We start from the raw sequence: 18,210 nt of genomic DNA, 5'->3' as shown, positions 1-18,210 counted from the left end.
CATGGAGCGAAAGGAACAAGCCATGCGCATGTTCAGCACATCATTCTTCAGCCCCGGCGCCCGGCTTGCCGCTGCCTTCGGCCTCGCCGTGGCGGCATTCTGTCCGACCGGGGCGCTCGCCGTCGACCAGTTCGCGTCGGATGCCTTCGGCACCTACAAGGCGGATGCGGAAAACGGCAAGCTCCTGTTCAATGCCGCCGGCTGCGGCGCCTGCCACGGCTCCGGCGACAATACCGAGCTTCTGTCCGGCGGCATGGAGATGCAGACGGCGATCGGCAAGTTCTTCGCGCCGAACATTTCCGCCCATCCGAACGGTATCGGCGGCTGGTCCAATGCGGACTTCCTGAACGCCGTGATGGTCGGGCTCAAGAAGGACGGCGACAATCTCTACCCGGTGATGCCGTACACGTCCTATGGCGGCATGAAGCCGGAGGACGTGCTGGACATCAAGGCCTATATCGAGACGCTGCCGCAATCCGATGCCGCCTCGAAGGAACACGAGATCGCCTTCCCGTTCAGCCGCCAGACGACGATCACGCTCTGGAAGCGCAGCCATTTCACCGTGCAGGCCTACCAGCCGCGCGAGGAGACGCAGATGGAGCGCGGCCGCTACCTGGTCGAGAATGTCGGCGGCTGCGGCGATTGCCACACGCCGCGCACCACGACCTATGGCCTCGATCTCGCCCGCGCCTATGAGGGGGAGAAGGGCCTGACCGGCGCGGTCGCGCCCGATATCACCAAGGCGCGCATGAGCGGCCTTGCCTCGCACGAGGTCTTCACCAGGGGCCTGATCGACGAGGGCAAGAAACTCTCCGGTTCGCCGCTGTCCGACCCGGTCATGCGCCGCATCGCGCAGGGCCTTTCGACGCTCCCCGACGAGGACAAGCAGGCGATGTACGCCTTCCTCGCCGACCGCGAGGTGAAGGTGACGCCGGTCGAGACCAGCACCGCGCCGGTCTGCAGCGAAGCGACCGCCGAAAGCGCCCTGACCGCCGGCGGCGGCAGCGCCGAGTTCGCCTCGGCGGCAGACGCCTTCATCGGCAAATATTGCCGCAACTGCCATGGCCCGGGCGAAAGCTCGCAAGGCTCGTTCCCGGCGGGCGACCTTGCCTCGATCGCCGCCAATCCGGCCTTCGTGACGCCCGGCGATGCCGCCAAGTCGCTGCTCTACACCAGCGTCACCAGTGGCCGCATGCCGCTCGGCAAGCGCCCGGACGATGCGGAGGTGCAGAGCCTTGCCAACTGGATCAACTCGCTGAACAAGGACGCCATCCCGACCGCCGTCTCCGCCACGAAGACCGAGCGCTCGCGGCCGATGCTGAAATATCTCGACTTCGTCGAGCTGGCGCTGCGCGACATCTCCAGGGTCGACGAGCACGACCAGCCGTTCATGCGCTACTTCAGCTATCGCGACCAGTACAACGGCATGATGAGCTGCGAATCGCACGAGACCTTCCTGAAGCGCATGAGGGTGCTGGCCGGCGGCTTCAAGAAGCTGCTCAACTCGCTCTCATACGGGCCGGAACTGGTGCTGCCGGAAGAGGTGGAGGGCTCCGACGGCCTGCTCGTGCGCGTCGACCTGCGCGATCTCGAATGGAGCCAGGAGGACTACGACTTCCTGATCAACGAATATTTCTATGGCGTGGACCCCGTCAGCGACGCCCAGCTGCACTCGCTTGCCAAGGCGACGCAGACGCAGCTGCCGATCATGCGCGTCGACTGGTTCATGAGCAACGGCGCCCGGCCGAAGGTCTATAACCGCCTCATGAAACTGCCGACGAACATCGCCGAGCTGGAAAAGCGCTTCGGCGTGCCCGTCGAGCAGAACATCGAGCGCCGCCGCATCGTCCGCGCCGGCTTTGCCGACGGTTCGTCCGGTGTTTCCGACCACAACCGCATGCTGGAACGGCACGACATGCCCTTCGGCGGCTACTACTGGAAATCCTACGACTTCGCCGGCGACGTCGGCCGGCAGGTGCTGAAGCGCTTCCCGGCGGGTCCGGAGGGCATTCGCCTGAAGGCTGGCCTCCAGCCCTTCGAGCATGACGGCGGCGAAATGATCTTCTCGCTCCCGAACGGCATGCAGGGCTACTACCTGTCGACCAACAAGGGCGACCAGCTCGACATCGGCCCGACGGCGATCGTCTCCTTCCGCAAACGGCCGATCGGCAAGGGCGTCGAGATCATCAATGCGCGCTCGTGCTTCGACTGCCATTTCGACGGCATCCTGTCGAAGCGCGACCAGCTCCGCGAGCATATCGAGACGTCGACGCTGTTCTCCAAGGACCAGCAGGACGAGCTGCTCGCCATCTACGTGCCGCAGGAGGAGCTGAACGAGGTCTACAAGCGCGACACGGATCGCTTCGTCGCCGCGCTCGACCGCCTCGGCATCACGGAGCCGACGGCCGGCGGCGGCAAGACCAGCCTGAAGGCGCCCGGCGGCGCGGAGATCTTCACCTACTTCGCCGACAAGTACGAGGACGAGCTGAACTTCGAGCAGCTTGCGGCCGAGTTCGACATGACGCCGGAGGAGTTCTCGTCCGACATCCGCCGCCTCACCGACGTCAATGCGCTGCGCATTGGCCTCGACTGGGTCGCCACGCTCGAGGCGGGGGCCACGATCCCGCGCGTCGAGGTCGAGGAGCAATATGCCTTCATGCTGCAGCCGCTGCTCCAGCTCGAGCCGCTGAAGCGCGGCGTCAACCCGGACGGGGCGGTGAACACCGCAGGCAATACCGGCTACCAGCAGCCGGAACAGAAGCAGGAGCAGGCGGTCGCAAACAACGACGCCTACCAGCAGCAGCCCGAGCAGAAGCAGGAGCAGGCCGCCGCCAGCAACGACGCCTACCAGCAGGCGGGCACGCAGGGCCAGGCGACCGGCGGCGACCAGTCCGCGAGCGCGAGCTATGTCGTGCCGGCCTACAAGCAGGACGACAAGGCCAAGGAGAGCAAGGTGAAACTTGCCGTCCATGTGGCATCGACAAGTGCGAAGGTGGGGGACTACCTTGCCTTTGAACTGAGCACCAACCATGCCTGCGAGCTGCAGGTGATGTATGTGGAGGATACCGGCAACGTGGAGATCATTCCGGACGTGATGATCGGCAATACGACGCTGAATGCCAGGGAACGCCGCCTGATCCCGCAGCCGGGCACGGGCAACCTCACCTTCGATTCGCCGTCGCCCGGCGAAACGATGATCGCCTATTGCCGCATCGGCGGCCTTGGCGACCAGAAGCTGACGGCCGAAAAAGCCAAGGAACTGGCCGCAAGCACGAAGCAGCCGGTAACGCGGGGCCTTGCCATCAATCTCGCCAAGCAGGCCGAGAAGGACAACGGGGCAAGCGGCGTCCAGATGGTGACGTTCGAGATCAAATGATGCATGGGGCAGGGGCCTTCAGGCCCCTGTCCGTTTCTTCCATGAGGATATGAGGGCTGGACCGACAATGCTGAAGCGATCCCTTGCAGCGACACTTTTCGTACTGGCCGGAGCGGCTCCGGCTGCCGCGGCCTGCGATGCCTTTACCGGCGTTGTCGAGGCGCTCAACGCAGGGGACGAACAGAAGGCGCACGCGCTCGCCGAAACGGCCGGCACGGCCAATTGCAGCGCCAACGAGCGCGCGCTCACCGGCCGCGTCGCATCGCTCGTCACCTTCAACCGCATCGTCGCCGCTGTCGGCGCCGGCGGAAAGCTTTCCGACCACCGGCAGGCGCTGGAAGACCTGCAGCGCCAATATGGCGGCCCCTGGCAGGTGCTGGATGCGTTGGGCGACCTCGCGCGCGAACGCAAGGACTACGAACAGGCGGCCCGCTTCTACCAGCTCGCCCTGGAGGACGGCTCGAACGAGACGCTGACGCCGGACTGGATGGCGCCGGACGAGCAATACATCCTGCGCCTCGACAAGCTCGCCAGCGAAATGCGCCTTGCCGCGCCGCGGCCGGTGCAGCTTGCCATGCGCGGCGGCTGCAAGGTCTCCTTCCGCGGCGTGAAGATCAAGAAGAAGTCGACGCCCGTGCGCTACGTCTTCGGCACGGCGGACTTCACGCCGGAGGGCATCGAGGCGGCGAAGGACCTCGCCGAATGCCTGAAGGCGGTCAAGCCCGCATCGATCACGCTGATCGGCCATACCGATCCCGTCGGCTCGGCGGACGCCAACTACAGGCTGTCCGTCGCGCGTGCCGAGACGCTGAAGGGCTATCTCTCCAGCAACGGTTATGCCGGCACGATCACCGTGGTAGGCAAGGGCGAGGACCAGCCCTTCAAGCCGGACGATGCCAGCGCCTATGACACGGAGACGCTGAACCAGCTGCACCGCCGGGTGGAAGTGGACGTGGAATGACCAGGATGCTGCCCCGCCTGCTGGAGCCTTTCCGCTTTTCCCCGAAAGGCGAGAGCGCCCTGCCATCTTGTGTTGGCGCACCTGCCGGCGCAAGGCTGCTTCGCGCTTTTGCCGGAACCGCTCTTGCGCTCTGCCTTGCCGCCGCAATGCCGCTTCCGGCCCGGGCCGCGCAGACCCATGCGCTCGTCGTCGGGGTCGACCAGTATCCCAACGATGTCAGCCTCGACGGCGCGGTGCGCGATGCGGAGGACGTCTATCGCGCGATGAGCGCGGCGGGCTTCACGGTGCGGAAATTCACCAATGCCGAGGCGCGCAAGGACGATATCCGCAAGGCCTGGACCGACATGGTCGCTGAGGCGGTGGCGGGCGATACGATCATCTTCACCTATGCCGGCCACGGCGCGCAGATGCCCGAACTGGTCGCCGGCGACGAGGCCGACGGGCTCGACGAATTCCTCCAGTTGCCGGGCTTCGATCGCAACCGCTATGCGGAAACCTCGAACGAGATCATCGTGGACAACGAGATGAACGCCTGGTTCGGCGAGGCGGAAAGCAAGGGCGTGCATGTGCTCTTCGTGTCCGACAGCTGCTTTTCCGGCGGCATGAGCCGTTCCGTCACCGGCAAGAGCCGGCTGGCGCCGGCCGTCACGGTCAAGCTCGCGCCGCCCTCGCAGGAGGCGCTGGCCGGCGCCAACCTCAAGGAGATCGATTTCAAGCAGGTCACGGTGCTCGCCGCCTCGCTCGAAAGCCAGCCGACGCCGGAGGTCATCATCGACGGCGAGCCGCGCGGCGCGCTCAGCTGGAGTTTCGCCCGCGCCGTGGAAGGCAGCGCCGACCGCGACGGCGACGGCGTCATCACCCGCATCGAGCTGGAAGACTATATCTTCTCCAACGTGAAGAACCGCTCGGAAGCCTTACAGGTGCCGAACTTCATGCCGCAGGTGGCGCGCTCGGAGGGCGAGGTCGTCGTGCGGCTGACGCGCGGCATTCCGGTCGAGACCGCCACGGTGGCGGCGACGGACACCTCCGATACCGGCGGCGCCGCGACCACGCCGAAGGCCATCAAGCCGGCCAGGGAGCTCGGCTGGACGGGCAGCATCGCGCTCCAGATCGACGGCACCGCCGACAGGCCGAAGAACGCCGACGGCACCGGCACGCCCTATCGCTGGGATGTGGCGGGCGGCGTCTTCTACACCCCGAACGGCGATGTGGCGGCGGAGAATGTCGGGGCGGACCGCATCCAGGCTGTGGTCGACAAATATGTGCTGCTTGACTTCCTGAAGGCGCTCGCCAGCCAGAACCCCGGTTCCGTCTCGCTCACGCCGGCAAAGGACATCTACGCCGCCGGAAACCGCCTGCGCTTCGACGCCCCGCCCGGCCGCTATCCGAACATGCTGGTCTTCAACCTCGCCAATACGGGCGAGGTGCAGTTCCTCGACATGCAGGTGGCCGGCACGGCCAGCTCGCAGTTCAAGCTGACGGATGTCGAGGTGGTCAAGCCCTTCGGCGCCGATCACCTGATCACGATCTGGACCGCGGAACCGGTCGACGCGATCGGCGCGGTGCTCGCCGACAAGGCCGTGACGTCCGAAACCCTGCTGAAGGCGCTGCTGACCCGGCTCGACGGCAAGGAGGCGAGCGTCGCCATCCAACCCCTCTACACGCGGGAAACGCTCTGATGATCCGTTACGCCGCCGCTCTTCTTCTCTCGCTCTGCCTCGTTTCCGGCGCCAAGGCGGCCGACCGGGCGCTTCTCATCGGCATCGGCACCTATGCCACGCTGCCCGAGAAGATGTTCCTCGAAGGCCCGAAGAACGACGTGCCGCTGATCGAGAAGCTGCTCAAGGAGAAGCAGGGTTTCGCCCCCGAATCGATCCGCGTCCTGCGCGACAAGGATGCGACCCGGGCCGCCATTCTCGCCAGCATCGACGAATGGCTCATCGCCGGGACCCAGCCCGGCGACCGCGTCTATTTCTACTTCTCCGGCCACGGCCTTCAGGTGAAGGACCAGAACGGCGACGAGGAGGACGGGCTGGACGAGGCGCTGTCCACCTTCGACATCGCCGCCGGCGACGGCGACTGGACCAATGTCATTCTCGACGACGAGATCGACGCGATGCTCGCCAAGCTCAAGGACCGCGCCGTCTCCATCGTCATCGACGCCTGCCATTCGGGCACGATCTCGCGCTCGCTCTCGCCCAAGGTCGGCGAGGTGCTGGAAAGCGCGCGCTTCCTGCCGCGCCCCTTCGCCAAGCCGGTGGAGGCGGTCAAGACGCGCGGCCTGCGCATCGACGTCGCGGTGGTCGACAAGCCCGAAATCGCCAAGCAGAACGGCGTGGAGGCCTGGAGCGCCGCCTCCTCCTACCAGGTCGCCTGGGACGACACGCGCCTGCCGCCGGACGAGCGCCACGGCGTCTTCACGCTTTCCTATGTGAACGGCCACGAGATCGCCGCGGGCGACAGCAACGGCAACGGCATCGTCTCCAATGCCGAACTGCTCGAATATGTGAAGAAGCAATCGCAGACCTATTGCGCCGCGCAGACCCAGTGCCAGAGCCTCGACCCGCAACTGGAGGTCAACTACGCCCTGCTCGGCGCCAGCGCCGTAACGCCGACCGCCGACGCCACCGCCCAGCAATACCAGCAGCCGCAGACGGGCGGCGACACCCAGCAGCAGACGCCCGACTACGGCAAGGTCGAGGAGGTGAAGGTCGAGAACACCCAGCAGACCGCCTATGTTGCCGCCGACCCGGTGGATGCCGTCGGCGATATCCTCGGCAAGGCCGAGACCGGCGACGTCAAGGTGGCGCTCTCCTCCGACAGCCTGAAGAACGGCGACGTCTTCCGCATCACCGTGACCAGCAACACGGGCGGGCACCTCATCCTCTACGACGTCGACAAGGAGGGCAAGGCGACCCAGATCTTCCCGAACGAGGCGGCCCAGAAGATCACGCCGCTCTCCGCCAACACCCCGCTCACCATTCCGGACGATTATTACGGCTTCGATTTCGAAGCGGAAGGCCCGAGCGAAAACGTGCTGGTCGCCATCGTCATCGCCGACGACGTCGACCTCACCAAGGTCGCCCCCAACGACTACGGCCTGACCAAGGAACTCGACGCCCGCACCACTATCGCCGACATTGCCGGCACGCTGCAGCAGACCTGGACCCGCGACACGGAAAACCGCAGCGTCAACTGGTCGCTCGGGCTTCTGAAATACGCGGTCTACTGACAGAACCTCCGACGGCGGCCTGCCAGCCGCTCATAATATGCGCGACCGGAAGAGCGGGAGTGCGGCCGGTCACCTCAGGCTTTGCGCGACTTGGCGGAGGTCGCGGCCCGTGGCCTGCCCGACAGGGTCCGAGTCGGGGAAGGGGGAAAGCATCCGTGTCGAGGCTTTTGCAGATCGAAGAGCCCAGATCGACGCATTCGCGTCGGCATGGCTGGCTTCAAAACGAGTCGGGTAGCTGTGCGCTTGGTTGCCGCGCCTCTTTTTCGGATGCGGTGAAGGCATTGAGGCCGTAGTAGCCAGCCAGCATGAGGGCGGCTCCGGCCGACGTCAAAATCAATCCCTTCCTCAACCCCTGCATCTGCGTTTCTTTGCCTGCAGGTTTGCCAAGGGCCCGGGCCAGCCTGTGGGCATGTCCTTCGTCGGCGAAACCGACCAGGTGCGAAACGATCCATCGTGCGCCGCCGATCACGAGGCCTGCGCCGCCTGCGAAAACGACAACCAGAACCAGAAAAATGAACAGCTCCATGTCCATGGCGGCCTCCCTGCGCTCTTCGACCATGGTCGATGCAATCCCGCAGCAACGCGTATTCGCGGCGCTGCGAGACTGTACGCGGCATGTGTGAGGGTCATTTTAGCCCGTTTGAGCTGATTTCAAAGGCTAAGCCTTTGATTTTTTGGTGAGCGCGCAGGGATTCGAACCCTGGACCTACTGATTAAAAGGCTTTATGCGAACCTTGGGAAATCAGTCTATGTAGCGTTTCATGCGCCATTTATGCGCCACTGGCTAACGGTAAGTCCGGTTAAACGGCGTAAAGTTGCGACGCGATTTTATCCATTGCCGCCCCGTGATCCTCGGCGGGAAACATGTGCCCATATCTCGACATCGTGATCTGGAAGGTCGCGTGGCCGGCCAACGTTTGCACCGCCTTGGGCTGGAGGCCGGCCTCAATCCAGGTGCTGACCGCGAAGTGCCGCAGGGCGTGCCAGCCCGTTGCCGGAACCTCCGCCTTTTCTATGATAGGCTTGAACCGACGGCTCATGAACTGAGTGTGCCGGGTGAAGCCGCCGTTGGAATCCGGAAAGACAAAATCGTCATCGCCGCTGAATTTCGATACCTTACGACGGGCCGCAAGTTCGTCTGCCAATGCTTGGCTGAGGGGGACGGTTCGACGCCCGGCACCAGACTTGGTCGTGTCGAATTCTCCGAATGCGTCAAGCCGGGTTTCGACCGTGACCGATCGACCTAACAGATCGAGATGCTTCCACCTGAGCGCCCATTGCTCGCTCGCCCTCAGGCCGGTCGCCGCAGCAAACTTTATTCGAAGAGCATAGTCGTTTGCCTCGGCCGCGCGCTTCCTGAACCGCGCTTCGGCCTCCGGCCCAAACCCCTTGGGGGCATCTGGCATGTACTCGGCTGCCGCTTTAATTACCCGCGCAAGCACGGCTTTGGATGGCGGGACGACCTTCTCTGACCCCTCGCCACGCTTGCCGAGTACGCGCACACCTTTTGCAACATTGGAGGCGACGAGATCCTGTCCCACGGCGAATTGGAGGGTACGGGATAGTGCACCTATGGCCCGGCGCACCGTCGGAAGGCCGACGCCATTGTCTTTCAACCTATCGACAAGATCGGTAACGGTGCGCGCCGTCAGTTCGGCGAGCCTCGTGTCGCCGATCTCCGCCTCGACATGTGTCCGAAGCTGGCCTCGCGTATTGCGAAGATACATAGTCGTCACCTGCTCGCCGCGCCCGTGCCGCTTTTCGAGGTGGGCGATGTAGGCGCCAATGGCGTCCTTGACGGTCTTGGTCGCGGCCTCTGCGCGGAACGCTCCAGTACTGATCTGTCCCTCAACCTCGATGCGGCGGGCTTCGGCTTCGCGCTTCTTTGGGAACTGCTCTTTGTGCCGCTTCCCGGATCGATCATTATACGCCAGCGTCCAAGCTTCTCGCTCTTCACCCTTGCTGGTTGTCCATCGCCTTTTAGTGATCGTCGCCATCTGAGAACCTAATAATGATATTATGGCGCATAATATGTATTGGAACATGGTGCAAAACAAGGGAAGCGGAGTGAATTTATTTCGATAATAGAAACAGTGGTATAACTGTATATTAGATATACATGAAATATAAAAGGTAGATTATTGGTAGCACATATTAAATGTGGGGGGCCGTTCCCCACGTCAATTGAAGGGAGACGACATGAAGCACGACAACGACAACGACACAACAATCCTTATGGGGGCGAAAGCCATCGCTGGCCATCTCGGCGTGACCCAGCGCCAGGCATACCGATTGATCTATGAATGCGGCTTGCCGCACTTTAAACTGGGGGGCACTGTCGCAGCGCGCCGCTCCACCATCTCATGGTGGATAGCCGAGCAGGAAGCTTCCGCGCGGAAGGCCACGGCATGAGCCTGCCTGCACCTGATCTCTTTGAAATTCCGGTCGCGGCGAACCAGAATTCAGCAAGCTTAACCACCATTCCAAAAACATCCGAGTTTCAATTCGAGCGCCCGGATTGGGTTCTCTTCCGATCCATTGGCACCTTGTCCCAGAAGGCGGGCGTCCCGGCGCGGCTGCTTCGTCGTCTCGTATTAAAGGAGTTGGTCGACAACGCCCTTGACGCCGGTGGCTCAGCGTCTATCCGTGTTGACGAGACCGACACCTATATAGTTGAGGATGATGGTCCCGGCATTGAGGGGCGCCCTGCCGATATCGCGCGCATGTTCTCCATCAACCGGCCGATGGTATCCTCCAAGCTCTGGCGGTTGCCTAAGCGCGGAGCGCTGGGCAACGGCCTCCGTGTCGTCGCTGGTGCCGTGCTGGCGTCAGGCGGGAAGCTGACCGTCACCACGCGGAACGCGGAGCATCGACTTACTCCGCGAGATGACGGCGGCACATCGGTGTCATCCTCGCTGGCGGACTATCCGATAGGCACTCGCATTTGCATTTCCTTCGGTCCGGATATGCCGCATGACCCACTGGCTATGCGGTGGGGTGAGGAAGCCATACGCATGGCCCCAGGGGAGGCTTATGGCGGGAAGGCTTCACCGTTCTGGTATGACGCCGATCATTTCTTCGAGCTGCTTCAGGCGGGCCGTGAACGCCCGGTTCGTGAACTTGTCGCGCAGTTGGATGGGTGCTCGGGTGCGAAGGCTGGTCTGATCGCCGAGGCATTTAAGGGCATGCCTTGCGCGTCGCTCGACCGCGACCAGGCAGTTGCCCTATTGGGTGCGGCTCGGTCCCACGCCAAGCCAGTGTCGCCGAAGCGTCTGGGGTCCGTTGGCAGGATCGACTCGCTGCCAAAGTGGCATGCGGTAGAAGCGGGGTCAGTGCAAATCGGCGCACGCAATCCGAAGGCGGAAATACCCTTCGTCGTAGAAGCGTGGTGCGAGTACCACGGGTCCGCCGAGGACAAGGTCTCTATCAGCGCCTTTGTGAACCGGACTCCCATCGCGGGTGAAATCCGAGGTTACAGGAACAAAAAGAGCGTCAGTATCCACGGCTGCGGTCTCGGTCACAGGTTCGATGCTGAGCGGGGCGAATACCATATCGTCTTCAACATCATCGCCCCCCATGTGCCGATCACCACCGATGGAAAAGAGCCGGATCTCACGCCGTTCGTCAAGGAGATCGCGGCCGCCATCCAGTCGGCCGTCAAGCGTGCCAAGCGGGCGGCGCCGAAAGTTCCCGCGAAACGCTCCCAGAAGGAGATCGTTCTGTCCGTCTTGGATGAGGCGATTGCCAAGGTCAGCGATCACGGGAAGTACCGGTTCAACTGCCGCCAACTCTACTACGCGGTTCGACCGTACATCATTTCTGAACTCGGCGCCGAGCCCACATACGGTAATTTCAACGCGATCATCACCGCCTATGAGGAAGACACGGGGATGATACCTGGCATGTATCGCGACGCCCGCGGCACGCTCTATCATCCGCACACCGGGCTAGAGTTTCCGATCGGCACATTGACCGTGGAAGGATATCGCCGGCCGAAGTGGGCATTCAACAAGGTGCTGTTCATCGAAAAGGAAGGCTTCTTCGAAGCGCTCAAGTCGGCAGAATGGCCCGAGCGCTATGACTGTGCGTTGTTGACATCGAAGGGTTTCAGCACTCGAGCCGTGCGGGATTTCCTGGACATGCTCGCGGACGACGCCGAGGAGGATATCACCGTGTTCTGTGCGCACGATGCCGACGCATTCGGAACTATGATCTTCCAGACGCTGCAGGAGGAAACGCGGGCGCGCGGGCGCAGGAAGGTCGAGATCATCAATATAGGGCTCGAGCCCTGGGAAGCATACGAGATGGGCCTCGATCCTGAAGACCGCGAGAAAGACGGGAAGACCGCTCCGGTCGCCGACTACATCAAGAACCGGGTCGACGGCACGGACTGGTCGGCATGGCTGCAGGGAAAGCGCTTCGAGTTGAATGCGATGACCATGCCCCAGTTCATTGCGTGGCTGGACCGCAAGATGGAAGAGCACGGTGTCGAGAAGGTAATCCCGCCCACCGACTATGTCCTGGACACGATCATAGACGACACCAGCGACTTTCTCCGCGAGGCCATCCGCGAGCGCGTTCTGGCTGAAGCCGATATCGAAGGGCAGGTAGAGGCTGCGGTGGCGGAGGTTTCGTTCCCATCTGCGCAGGACATCGAGGAGACATTGCCCGCGTACCTCGGAGGCAACCCCGCGGAGCACTGGTCCGACTGGGCGTCGGAAACCGCGCGGACAATCGCCGCTTAAAGATCCGCCGTTTCTGAGATCGAAATAAGCAAGCTGAATCCGACGTGCGTTTTCGTCGGTTCTTTAAAATCGCCGACCCACAGTCGGCGGGCAGCGCCTTCGTGCGCGAAAATCTAGGAGGAAACCTTGGAAGTATTGTCCATCAACCGGCTCGACAGGCCGGGTAACACATTAGCGGTTGCTTGTGTTCAGGTGACACCGGAGATCCGCGTCAACGGTCTGCGCCTCGTGCGCGCCGGCAATGGCGATCTTCGAGTCTATTCGCCGAACGCTGGTGGTCTGTCGGTCCTGAGCTTCGCGCCAGCGGCCGTTGCCGAACTCAAGTCCATCATTATCGATGCCTACAGGAGCGAGACCGCCCATGAACGCAGCCGCGCAGCCTGAGCCCGTTTATCTCGACCCGCACGCCGTCGCGAAAGCGATCGGCGGCAAGGTCATCGCCGGCACCAGCAAGGTCGTCGCCCATGCTCCTGGTCACAAGAAGGGCTCGCCCGAGATTTCCATCACGGTCGATCCTTCCGCGCCTCGTGGTTTGCTGGTCAACTGCTTCAGCGGTGAGGACCCCGTCGCAATCAAGGACTGGGTGCTCGAGCGCTGCGGCGAGCCGGCCTTCACGCCCAGTCAGAAAGTCGAGGCGCCTGCTGCCCATAGTGGTCTCCTGAAAACCAGGGAGGCCCCGAGGGCATTCTATGACGGCCATTTGACAGGCCGAGGCTTCCGGCTGGCGGCTGAATACGACTACGTGGATCTGGACGGCGAAGTTCTATTTCAGGTGCTGCGCTATCAGCACGCCACCGAATCCAAGACGTTCCTTCAGCGGCAGCCTGACGGCAAGGGCGGCTGGCTCTCCGGCCGTCCCGGTCCGATCATCTACCGCTGGCCGGAAATAGCTTCACGGCCTGGCGAGCCCGTATACATCGCTGAGGGCGAGAAAGACGTCGACACGCTGATCAATGCTGGCGTGCTCGCCACGACCGCGCCGAACGGCTCGTGGCCGTTGGACCTTTCGCCGCTCAAAGGGCGAACGCTGTTCGTTCTCCCTGACAACGATGCGCCCGGTGCGGAGAAGGCAGACAAGGTGATCGCGCTCCTGCAGGGCATCGCCACGGTCAAGCGTGTCGAGCTTCCAGGGTTGCCGGACAAAGGCGATGTGACCGACTGGCTGGCGGCCGGCAACACGGTTGAGCAGTTGCAGGCTCTCGCCAAGGCCGCGATGCCTGCGGCGGCGAATGACAACCGTCCCGCCGGTCCTGAGCTCGTTCATAGCGGCGACTTTGTCAGGGGGTTCGTGCCGCCGGACTACGCGGTCGACGGCATCATGCAGTCGGGCTTTCTGTATTCGCTCACCGGCCAGACCGGCTCCGGGAAGACGGCGGTGGCGCTGCTGCTTGCCCTCTGCACCGCGCTCGGATCGCCGTTTGCGGGGCGCGAGACCAAAGGCGGACGGGTGTTCTACTTCGCCGGCGAGAACCCCGACGACGTCACAATGAGGTGGATCGGCCTCCTTCACGAACACGTCCTCGATGCGGACGATCTCGACGTGCATTTCATCAGAGGTGTCTTCTCTGTGTCGGAATTCCTCGGCCATATTGCCGAGCGAGCCCGAGACCTTGGCGGCGTTGACCTGATCATCGTGGATACCACTGCAGCCTACTTCACCGGCTCGGACGAGAACAGCAACGTCGAGATGGGGAACTATGCCCGCCAACTCCGGGAGCTTGCCAAGATGGAATGGCGCCCGGCCGTGCTCGCGGCCAGCCATCCGGTCAAGAATGCCGGTGCTGATAACCTGCTTCCTCGAGGTGGCGGTGCCTTCCTGAACGAAGTCGACGGGAACCTCACCCTGGCGAAACGGGGGGAGATGTCGGTGCTGCACTGGCAAGGGAAGCATCGTGGACCAGACTTCCAGCCGCTGACGTTCGACCTGAAGACGATCAACGCCCCAGCGCTGGTGGACAGCAAGGGGCGGCCGATCCCGACCGTCATGGCGGCACCAGTTGGGGACGACGAGGTGGCGCAGCGTGCCGATTCCGACAACGGCGACGACAAGGTGATGTTGCTCGCCATTCGGCAGAACGGCAATCGGTCTCTGCGGGACCTTGCTGAATTCCATGGCTGGACCAATGCGAAAGGCGAGCCCGACAAGAAGCGCGCGCAGAACTCCACGGATCGGCTAAAGCGCGCGCAGTATGTGCTCTATGAGCTCCAGCAATGGAAGCTGACGAAGAAGGGAGAGGAAGCTGCGTCATCTGCGGCTGCCGATATCCATGAGCAGCGGAAGTGGGCGAGCGTCGTCCAGGGCATGGCCGAAAAGGCTGGACGAAAGCGGAGCCGTACTGGCTCAGATCGTACCGTAAGGGAGTAAGGGCGGTACGGCGTTGAGAAAAACGTCGTAATATCAATTGCTTGTAGGCGTACCAAGCTGATTTCGTAACAAAAACAAACCAAATTCTATGGCAGGAGGGGGGACTTCGTCCCCTCCCTGCCAATGGTCGAGATCATACCGTACCGTACCTCTCTCTTCTCTAGGGGGGCGGTTTTCATGGTACGGCAGTGATTGTAAAATAATATCAAATAGATACGCCGTACCGCATCTGAATTTTGACGGTACGGGGTACGGATATGAAGGAGGAAGAGAATGTCGATTTCGTACCTGCCCGCTCAGCCAGGCTTTATGGCCATCTGGAAATCGGAGGGGGAGAAGTTCTGGGCGCCGGTCATCGGATGGCAGATCGTCGAAGGACAGGAAGTGTTTCCCCTCGTGGCCGGAGAGCAGCCGGACGATATCATCGGATATGAAACCGAGCGCGGCGCGATTTTCGGCCTGAACGTTGGTCGGCCATATCCTGACTTCGTACCCGGAGAAGCAGCATGATCACGATCAACGGCACAAAATACGCATCCAGCGCCACCCACACCGGTGAGCCGTGGCGAGGCTGGCCAGTCGCCAGAACGCTTCAGCCTTACCGCCCCAAACCGGCCAACGACAACAAGCCTGAGCGCTTCCGTGGCGGCTATCCGGCACTGTCCTGGCTCGCCGAACAGGACCCCGACGCAGTCGTGGCCATTGCCAGCATCATGGGCGATTTCCGTCCCGTCTACCGGAACAAGGACGATCGTGACGACGACCTGGGCAGCAACGACGAGCGGATCCGCATCCATCCCGATATCGACGACCTTGTGGAAGCAGCCAATGACGCACGGGCCGTTGTCCCAAAGGGCAGGCTGGCTGCCCGTACCGGTGCGTTACGGTCGGGCTTCCCGGCAGCGGAGAAGCAGTACCGTGTCGGTGGCACCCGCTACCGTCTGGGCTGCGCCGTGTTCAACGTGGACTCCTCTGAAACGCAGCAGGGCCTGCTGTCCTACTGGCTCGACAAGAACGGCGTCGTCCAGATCCCACGCGAACAGAGTTCCCAGCGGAAGGGCAGCCGGGTGCCGATCTGCTGGCAGGTCGAGCGATATATGCGCTCCTGGAACGAACGTCCGCGCAACGATCGCGATGCGGCAATGGAAGCACTGTACGACTCCGAGTGCCTGGCGTTCCATCTTCGTCGTCGCGGCACGCCGATGCCTGCACAGGTATATCCTCCAGTCGGCCATTCCCGCGTTGATATCCCGGAAGAGAAGGCGACGCTGCGCGCCTGGCTGGCGGAGCAGATGGCCGGCCACGCTGTCACCCGTTGCCCTGACGATGTCGCTCAATCCACAACGTGGTTCGGGCGCGTCGGCGGAAACAAGAAGGGACTGTCGGTTCCCGAAATCTGGCGTGAAGCGGAGGCCGCCCCAGACCTACCGGATGATGTCCTGCTGACCATCGAAACCATGCTCGCTCGTGGAGACCTGACCGACGTCGCCGAGGCACACAAAGTGGACACGACACGGCCGGATCGTGCGGGCAAGCGTCTAGTGCGAGCAGCCGGAAAGGCCGCCTTGGCCCTGATGCCGGTAAACGACAACAAAAAATCGAAGAAAGCTGCGGCCTGAGTCCATTTCGTGGCGTGCCGTTCGCTTTCTATATGAAGAGATAATTCTCCCTTCGCGGTTTCTCAGACATGGCCGCGACACCTGGCCGTCCTTCGGGACGGCCTTTTTTATTGCCCTCAATCGTGACGCCCAACGCCCGTCACCAACGAAAGGAGGCCTTCTTGACCTTCGCCACCAGCGACCTCGCAGACCTCCTTGGCCTGTCAGAGGCCGCCATTCGTCAATGGCTTTGCCGCGCGCCTAGCTTCCACCTCGGCGCGGTCCGCGGCAAGGCCCGAATCTACAACCGCGTTGAAGCCGTCACCATCGCTATCGCGGCCGAGATGTTCCGACACCGTCTGGGCCGGCCGCACGAAGTCCTGCCTATCGCCCGCGAGATCGCCGCATCTGGCGCCGACGCAATCTGGGTCTATCGCCCGCAAGGCGGCCCGATCATCACCGCTACCGACCAACCCTCCAGCACGGCCGTCCACCTTCCGCTCGCGGAACTGCGGCGCCGGCTCGTCATGCATTGAAAGGAATCCCGTTGGGAAAATTGATCAATAAGATACTCGGCAAGCAGTCCTCCGCGGACATCGCCAGCGCAATCACCAAGGCCCAGGCCGAATTGGAGGCAGCGGAAGCTGCCGTGACGGCAGCCGAGGCGGCGTATGACGATGGACTGCTCACGCTTGATAAGGCTGCACTCCGCAAGCTGCTGGATGCCAAGGTCGAGGCTGGGATAGAAATCGATCAGATCCGCGCGCAACTGGCCAAGCTCGAGCGCCAGCACGCAGACGCACTCGAAGCCGAAGCCGCCGATCAGCGTCAACGTCGCTATGACGAGGCGAAGGCTGCTAGCGATGCCGCAGAAAAGCGCCTGCGCAAGGAATACCCCCGCGCTGCCATGGCCATCCGCGACCTTCTTGCCGAAGTCGCCGCCGCGTCGATCGCCGTGCAAGCTGCGAATGAGGACCCCCCGGAAGGTGCACCGGCAATCCTCGGTCCGGAATACGGGCGCTCGCAGCACCCGAAATATCAGGAGGTCATTTCCGAAGACATCGTTGAGATGTGGACTGATATCGATGGAACGTCCCCCATTCGCGACGACCTCCAGAGCCGTGTCCGCGCGCACGAGAAGAACCGGCGCGGCATGATGCGCGACAGGTCCGATAGCGATGAACGTCCACTTCAATACGGATCGGTTCAGACCGAACACGGCGTCCTCGAGGTGGTGCGGAAGCGATTTCGTCGCGCGAAAATCCTTCCCGATCAGGCTGGCTACAGCACCGCCCCGCTGGGGTGCGAGATTGTTCTGCCGCCGCTCGACGCCGGCGCAACGCCATTCTGGAAACCGGCATACGATCAGCGAGATGCCGCAGCGCAGGCTGCTGCTGAACTCAAGCCAGCACCTAAGCGCCCGGAACGTGTTGCTGAATATTCCTACAGCCTCGCCCCCAAGGAGACCGCAAATGTCTGATGATCGCCGCAAGGAAATGATCGCCGCGGCAGCCGTGGCAATGGCCCAGCGCAACGTCGCGATCGCCAAGGCGCGCTTCGGATATCAGCCGCCCGAACAGCCCTCTGCCGCTCCGGTTGCGTCGGTGCCGGCATCAGCACCAGTCACGGCGCGCAATGACGTCCTCGTGAAGGAAGCAGCCAGACGCCGTGCTGAACGGGAGGCCGCAGAGGCGGCAGAGACGAAGGCGTCTTGGGCAAGGGTGATTGCTCGCGCCAACGGCAAGCGCAACGGCGCCGTCGCCACCGAAGAGAAGCCTGCGGAGCTCACGGGCTGGGCGAAGGTCATCGCCAAAATGAACGCCCGCGGCGGCCGGTAGCCCCCCAGGTCAGGAACCTTATCCGGTTCCGGCTGCCAAGCGGACGCGCAGGCCTCGGCAATCGCGAATCACATCCTTCGAAAAGTAGTTGACAC

15 protein-coding genes are annotated in these 18,210 nt (G+C 62.9%); 13 read left to right on the top strand and 2 right to left on the bottom strand.

The annotated features are described in order from the left end of the window. The first annotated feature begins 22 nt into the window (after positions 1 to 22). The 4 genes from AABQ55_RS15150 to AABQ55_RS15135 all read left to right on the top strand — a co-directional run bounded on the left by AABQ55_RS15150 (position 23) and on the right by AABQ55_RS15135 (position 7,569). Complete coding sequence (locus tag AABQ55_RS15150) at positions 23 to 3,376, top strand: c-type cytochrome (RefSeq protein WP_272805596.1); 3,354 nt, start codon at positions 23 to 25, stop codon at positions 3,374 to 3,376. 67 nt (positions 3,377 to 3,443) lie between these two features. Next, complete coding sequence (locus AABQ55_RS15145; RefSeq protein ID WP_244765352.1) at positions 3,444 to 4,337, top strand: OmpA family protein; 894 nt, start codon at positions 3,444 to 3,446, stop codon at positions 4,335 to 4,337. Then, positions 4,334 to 6,016, top strand: a complete 1,683-nt coding sequence (locus tag AABQ55_RS15140; RefSeq protein ID WP_272805595.1) for a caspase family protein — start codon at positions 4,334 to 4,336, stop codon at positions 6,014 to 6,016. Before AABQ55_RS15145 ends, AABQ55_RS15140 begins: the two co-directional genes overlap by 4 nt. Further along, the gene (locus AABQ55_RS15135) at positions 6,016 to 7,569 is read left to right on the top strand and encodes a caspase family protein (protein ID WP_272805594.1); all 1,554 of its coding nucleotides are present in this window, start codon (positions 6,016 to 6,018) and stop codon (positions 7,567 to 7,569) included. The genes AABQ55_RS15140 and AABQ55_RS15135 overlap by 1 nt, the downstream gene beginning before the upstream one ends. A gap of 217 nt (positions 7,570 to 7,786) precedes the next feature. Here the strand turns inward: AABQ55_RS15135 and AABQ55_RS15130 are convergent, their stop codons facing one another. After that, positions 7,787 to 8,101, bottom strand: a complete 315-nt coding sequence (locus AABQ55_RS15130; protein WP_272805593.1) for a hypothetical protein — start codon at positions 8,099 to 8,101, stop codon at positions 7,787 to 7,789. A gap of 268 nt (positions 8,102 to 8,369) precedes the next feature. Next, a complete protein-coding gene (locus tag AABQ55_RS15125) occupies positions 8,370 to 9,566 on the bottom strand; it encodes a tyrosine-type recombinase/integrase (RefSeq protein ID WP_272805592.1) in 1,197 nt (398 codons plus the stop codon). A gap of 202 nt (positions 9,567 to 9,768) precedes the next feature. Between AABQ55_RS15125 and AABQ55_RS15120 the strand changes: the two genes are divergently transcribed. The 9 genes from AABQ55_RS15120 (at position 9,769) to AABQ55_RS15080 (ending at position 18,115) form a co-directional block, all read left to right on the top strand. Continuing rightward, positions 9,769 to 9,981 carry a helix-turn-helix transcriptional regulator gene (locus tag AABQ55_RS15120; protein ID WP_272805591.1) on the top strand — a complete coding sequence of 71 codons (213 nt, stop codon included), beginning with the start codon at positions 9,769 to 9,771 and terminating at the stop codon, positions 9,979 to 9,981. Further along, entirely contained in the window at positions 9,978 to 12,314 is a 2,337-nt protein-coding gene (locus AABQ55_RS15115; RefSeq protein WP_272805590.1) for an ATP-binding protein, read from the top strand. Before AABQ55_RS15120 ends, AABQ55_RS15115 begins: the two co-directional genes overlap by 4 nt. Positions 12,315 to 12,440: 126 nt before the next feature. Continuing rightward, positions 12,441 to 12,698, top strand: a complete 258-nt coding sequence (locus AABQ55_RS15110) for a hypothetical protein (RefSeq protein WP_272805589.1) — start codon at positions 12,441 to 12,443, stop codon at positions 12,696 to 12,698. Next, complete coding sequence (locus tag AABQ55_RS15105; RefSeq protein WP_272805588.1) at positions 12,676 to 14,679, top strand: AAA family ATPase; 2,004 nt, start codon at positions 12,676 to 12,678, stop codon at positions 14,677 to 14,679. Before AABQ55_RS15110 ends, AABQ55_RS15105 begins: the two co-directional genes overlap by 23 nt. 273 nt (positions 14,680 to 14,952) lie before the next feature. Next, entirely contained in the window at positions 14,953 to 15,189 is a 237-nt protein-coding gene (locus AABQ55_RS15100) for a hypothetical protein (RefSeq protein ID WP_272805587.1), read from the top strand. Continuing rightward, positions 15,186 to 16,298: a hypothetical protein gene (locus AABQ55_RS15095; RefSeq protein WP_272805586.1), complete on the top strand. Its 1,113-nt coding sequence runs from the start codon at positions 15,186 to 15,188 to the stop codon at positions 16,296 to 16,298. Before AABQ55_RS15100 ends, AABQ55_RS15095 begins: the two co-directional genes overlap by 4 nt. Before the next feature lie 161 nt (positions 16,299 to 16,459). Beyond that, a complete protein-coding gene (locus tag AABQ55_RS15090; RefSeq protein ID WP_272805585.1) occupies positions 16,460 to 16,813 on the top strand; it encodes a hypothetical protein in 354 nt (117 codons plus the stop codon). Positions 16,814 to 16,824: 11 nt separating this feature from the next. Further along, the gene (locus tag AABQ55_RS15085; RefSeq protein ID WP_272805584.1) at positions 16,825 to 17,757 is read left to right on the top strand and encodes a hypothetical protein; all 933 of its coding nucleotides are present in this window, start codon (positions 16,825 to 16,827) and stop codon (positions 17,755 to 17,757) included. Beyond that, positions 17,750 to 18,115 (top strand): hypothetical protein, encoded by a 366-nt coding sequence (locus tag AABQ55_RS15080; RefSeq protein ID WP_272805583.1) that lies wholly within the window; start codon positions 17,750 to 17,752, stop codon positions 18,113 to 18,115. Before AABQ55_RS15085 ends, AABQ55_RS15080 begins: the two co-directional genes overlap by 8 nt. Positions 18,116 to 18,210 lie beyond the last annotated feature (95 nt).

It is taken from the genome of Shinella sp. WSD5-1 (genome assembly GCF_963942435.1).
GTDB lineage: Bacteria > Pseudomonadota > Alphaproteobacteria > Rhizobiales > Rhizobiaceae > Shinella > Shinella yambaruensis.
The sequence above is the reverse complement of the archived record's forward strand: the minus strand, read 5'-3'. Positions and strand labels throughout refer to the sequence as shown.

Coding starts and splice junctions, on each gene's coding strand:
- AABQ55_RS15150 (WP_272805596.1), top strand. CDS start 23: ATGCGCATGTTCAGCACATCATTCTTCAGCCCCGGCGCCCGGCTTGCC.
- AABQ55_RS15140 (WP_272805595.1), top strand. CDS start 4,334: ATGACCAGGATGCTGCCCCGCCTGCTGGAGCCTTTCCGCTTTTCCCCG.
- AABQ55_RS15120 (WP_272805591.1), top strand. CDS start 9,769: ATGAAGCACGACAACGACAACGACACAACAATCCTTATGGGGGCGAAA.
- AABQ55_RS15130 (WP_272805593.1), bottom strand. CDS start 8,101: ATGGACATGGAGCTGTTCATTTTTCTGGTTCTGGTTGTCGTTTTCGCA.
- AABQ55_RS15115 (WP_272805590.1), top strand. CDS start 9,978: ATGAGCCTGCCTGCACCTGATCTCTTTGAAATTCCGGTCGCGGCGAAC.
- AABQ55_RS15105 (WP_272805588.1), top strand. CDS start 12,676: ATGAACGCAGCCGCGCAGCCTGAGCCCGTTTATCTCGACCCGCACGCC.
- AABQ55_RS15080 (WP_272805583.1), top strand. CDS start 17,750: ATGTCTGATGATCGCCGCAAGGAAATGATCGCCGCGGCAGCCGTGGCA.
- AABQ55_RS15135 (WP_272805594.1), top strand. CDS start 6,016: ATGATCCGTTACGCCGCCGCTCTTCTTCTCTCGCTCTGCCTCGTTTCC.
- AABQ55_RS15125 (WP_272805592.1), bottom strand. CDS start 9,566: ATGGCGACGATCACTAAAAGGCGATGGACAACCAGCAAGGGTGAAGAG.
- AABQ55_RS15100 (WP_272805587.1), top strand. CDS start 14,953: ATGTCGATTTCGTACCTGCCCGCTCAGCCAGGCTTTATGGCCATCTGG.
- AABQ55_RS15145 (WP_244765352.1), top strand. CDS start 3,444: ATGCTGAAGCGATCCCTTGCAGCGACACTTTTCGTACTGGCCGGAGCG.
- AABQ55_RS15095 (WP_272805586.1), top strand. CDS start 15,186: ATGATCACGATCAACGGCACAAAATACGCATCCAGCGCCACCCACACC.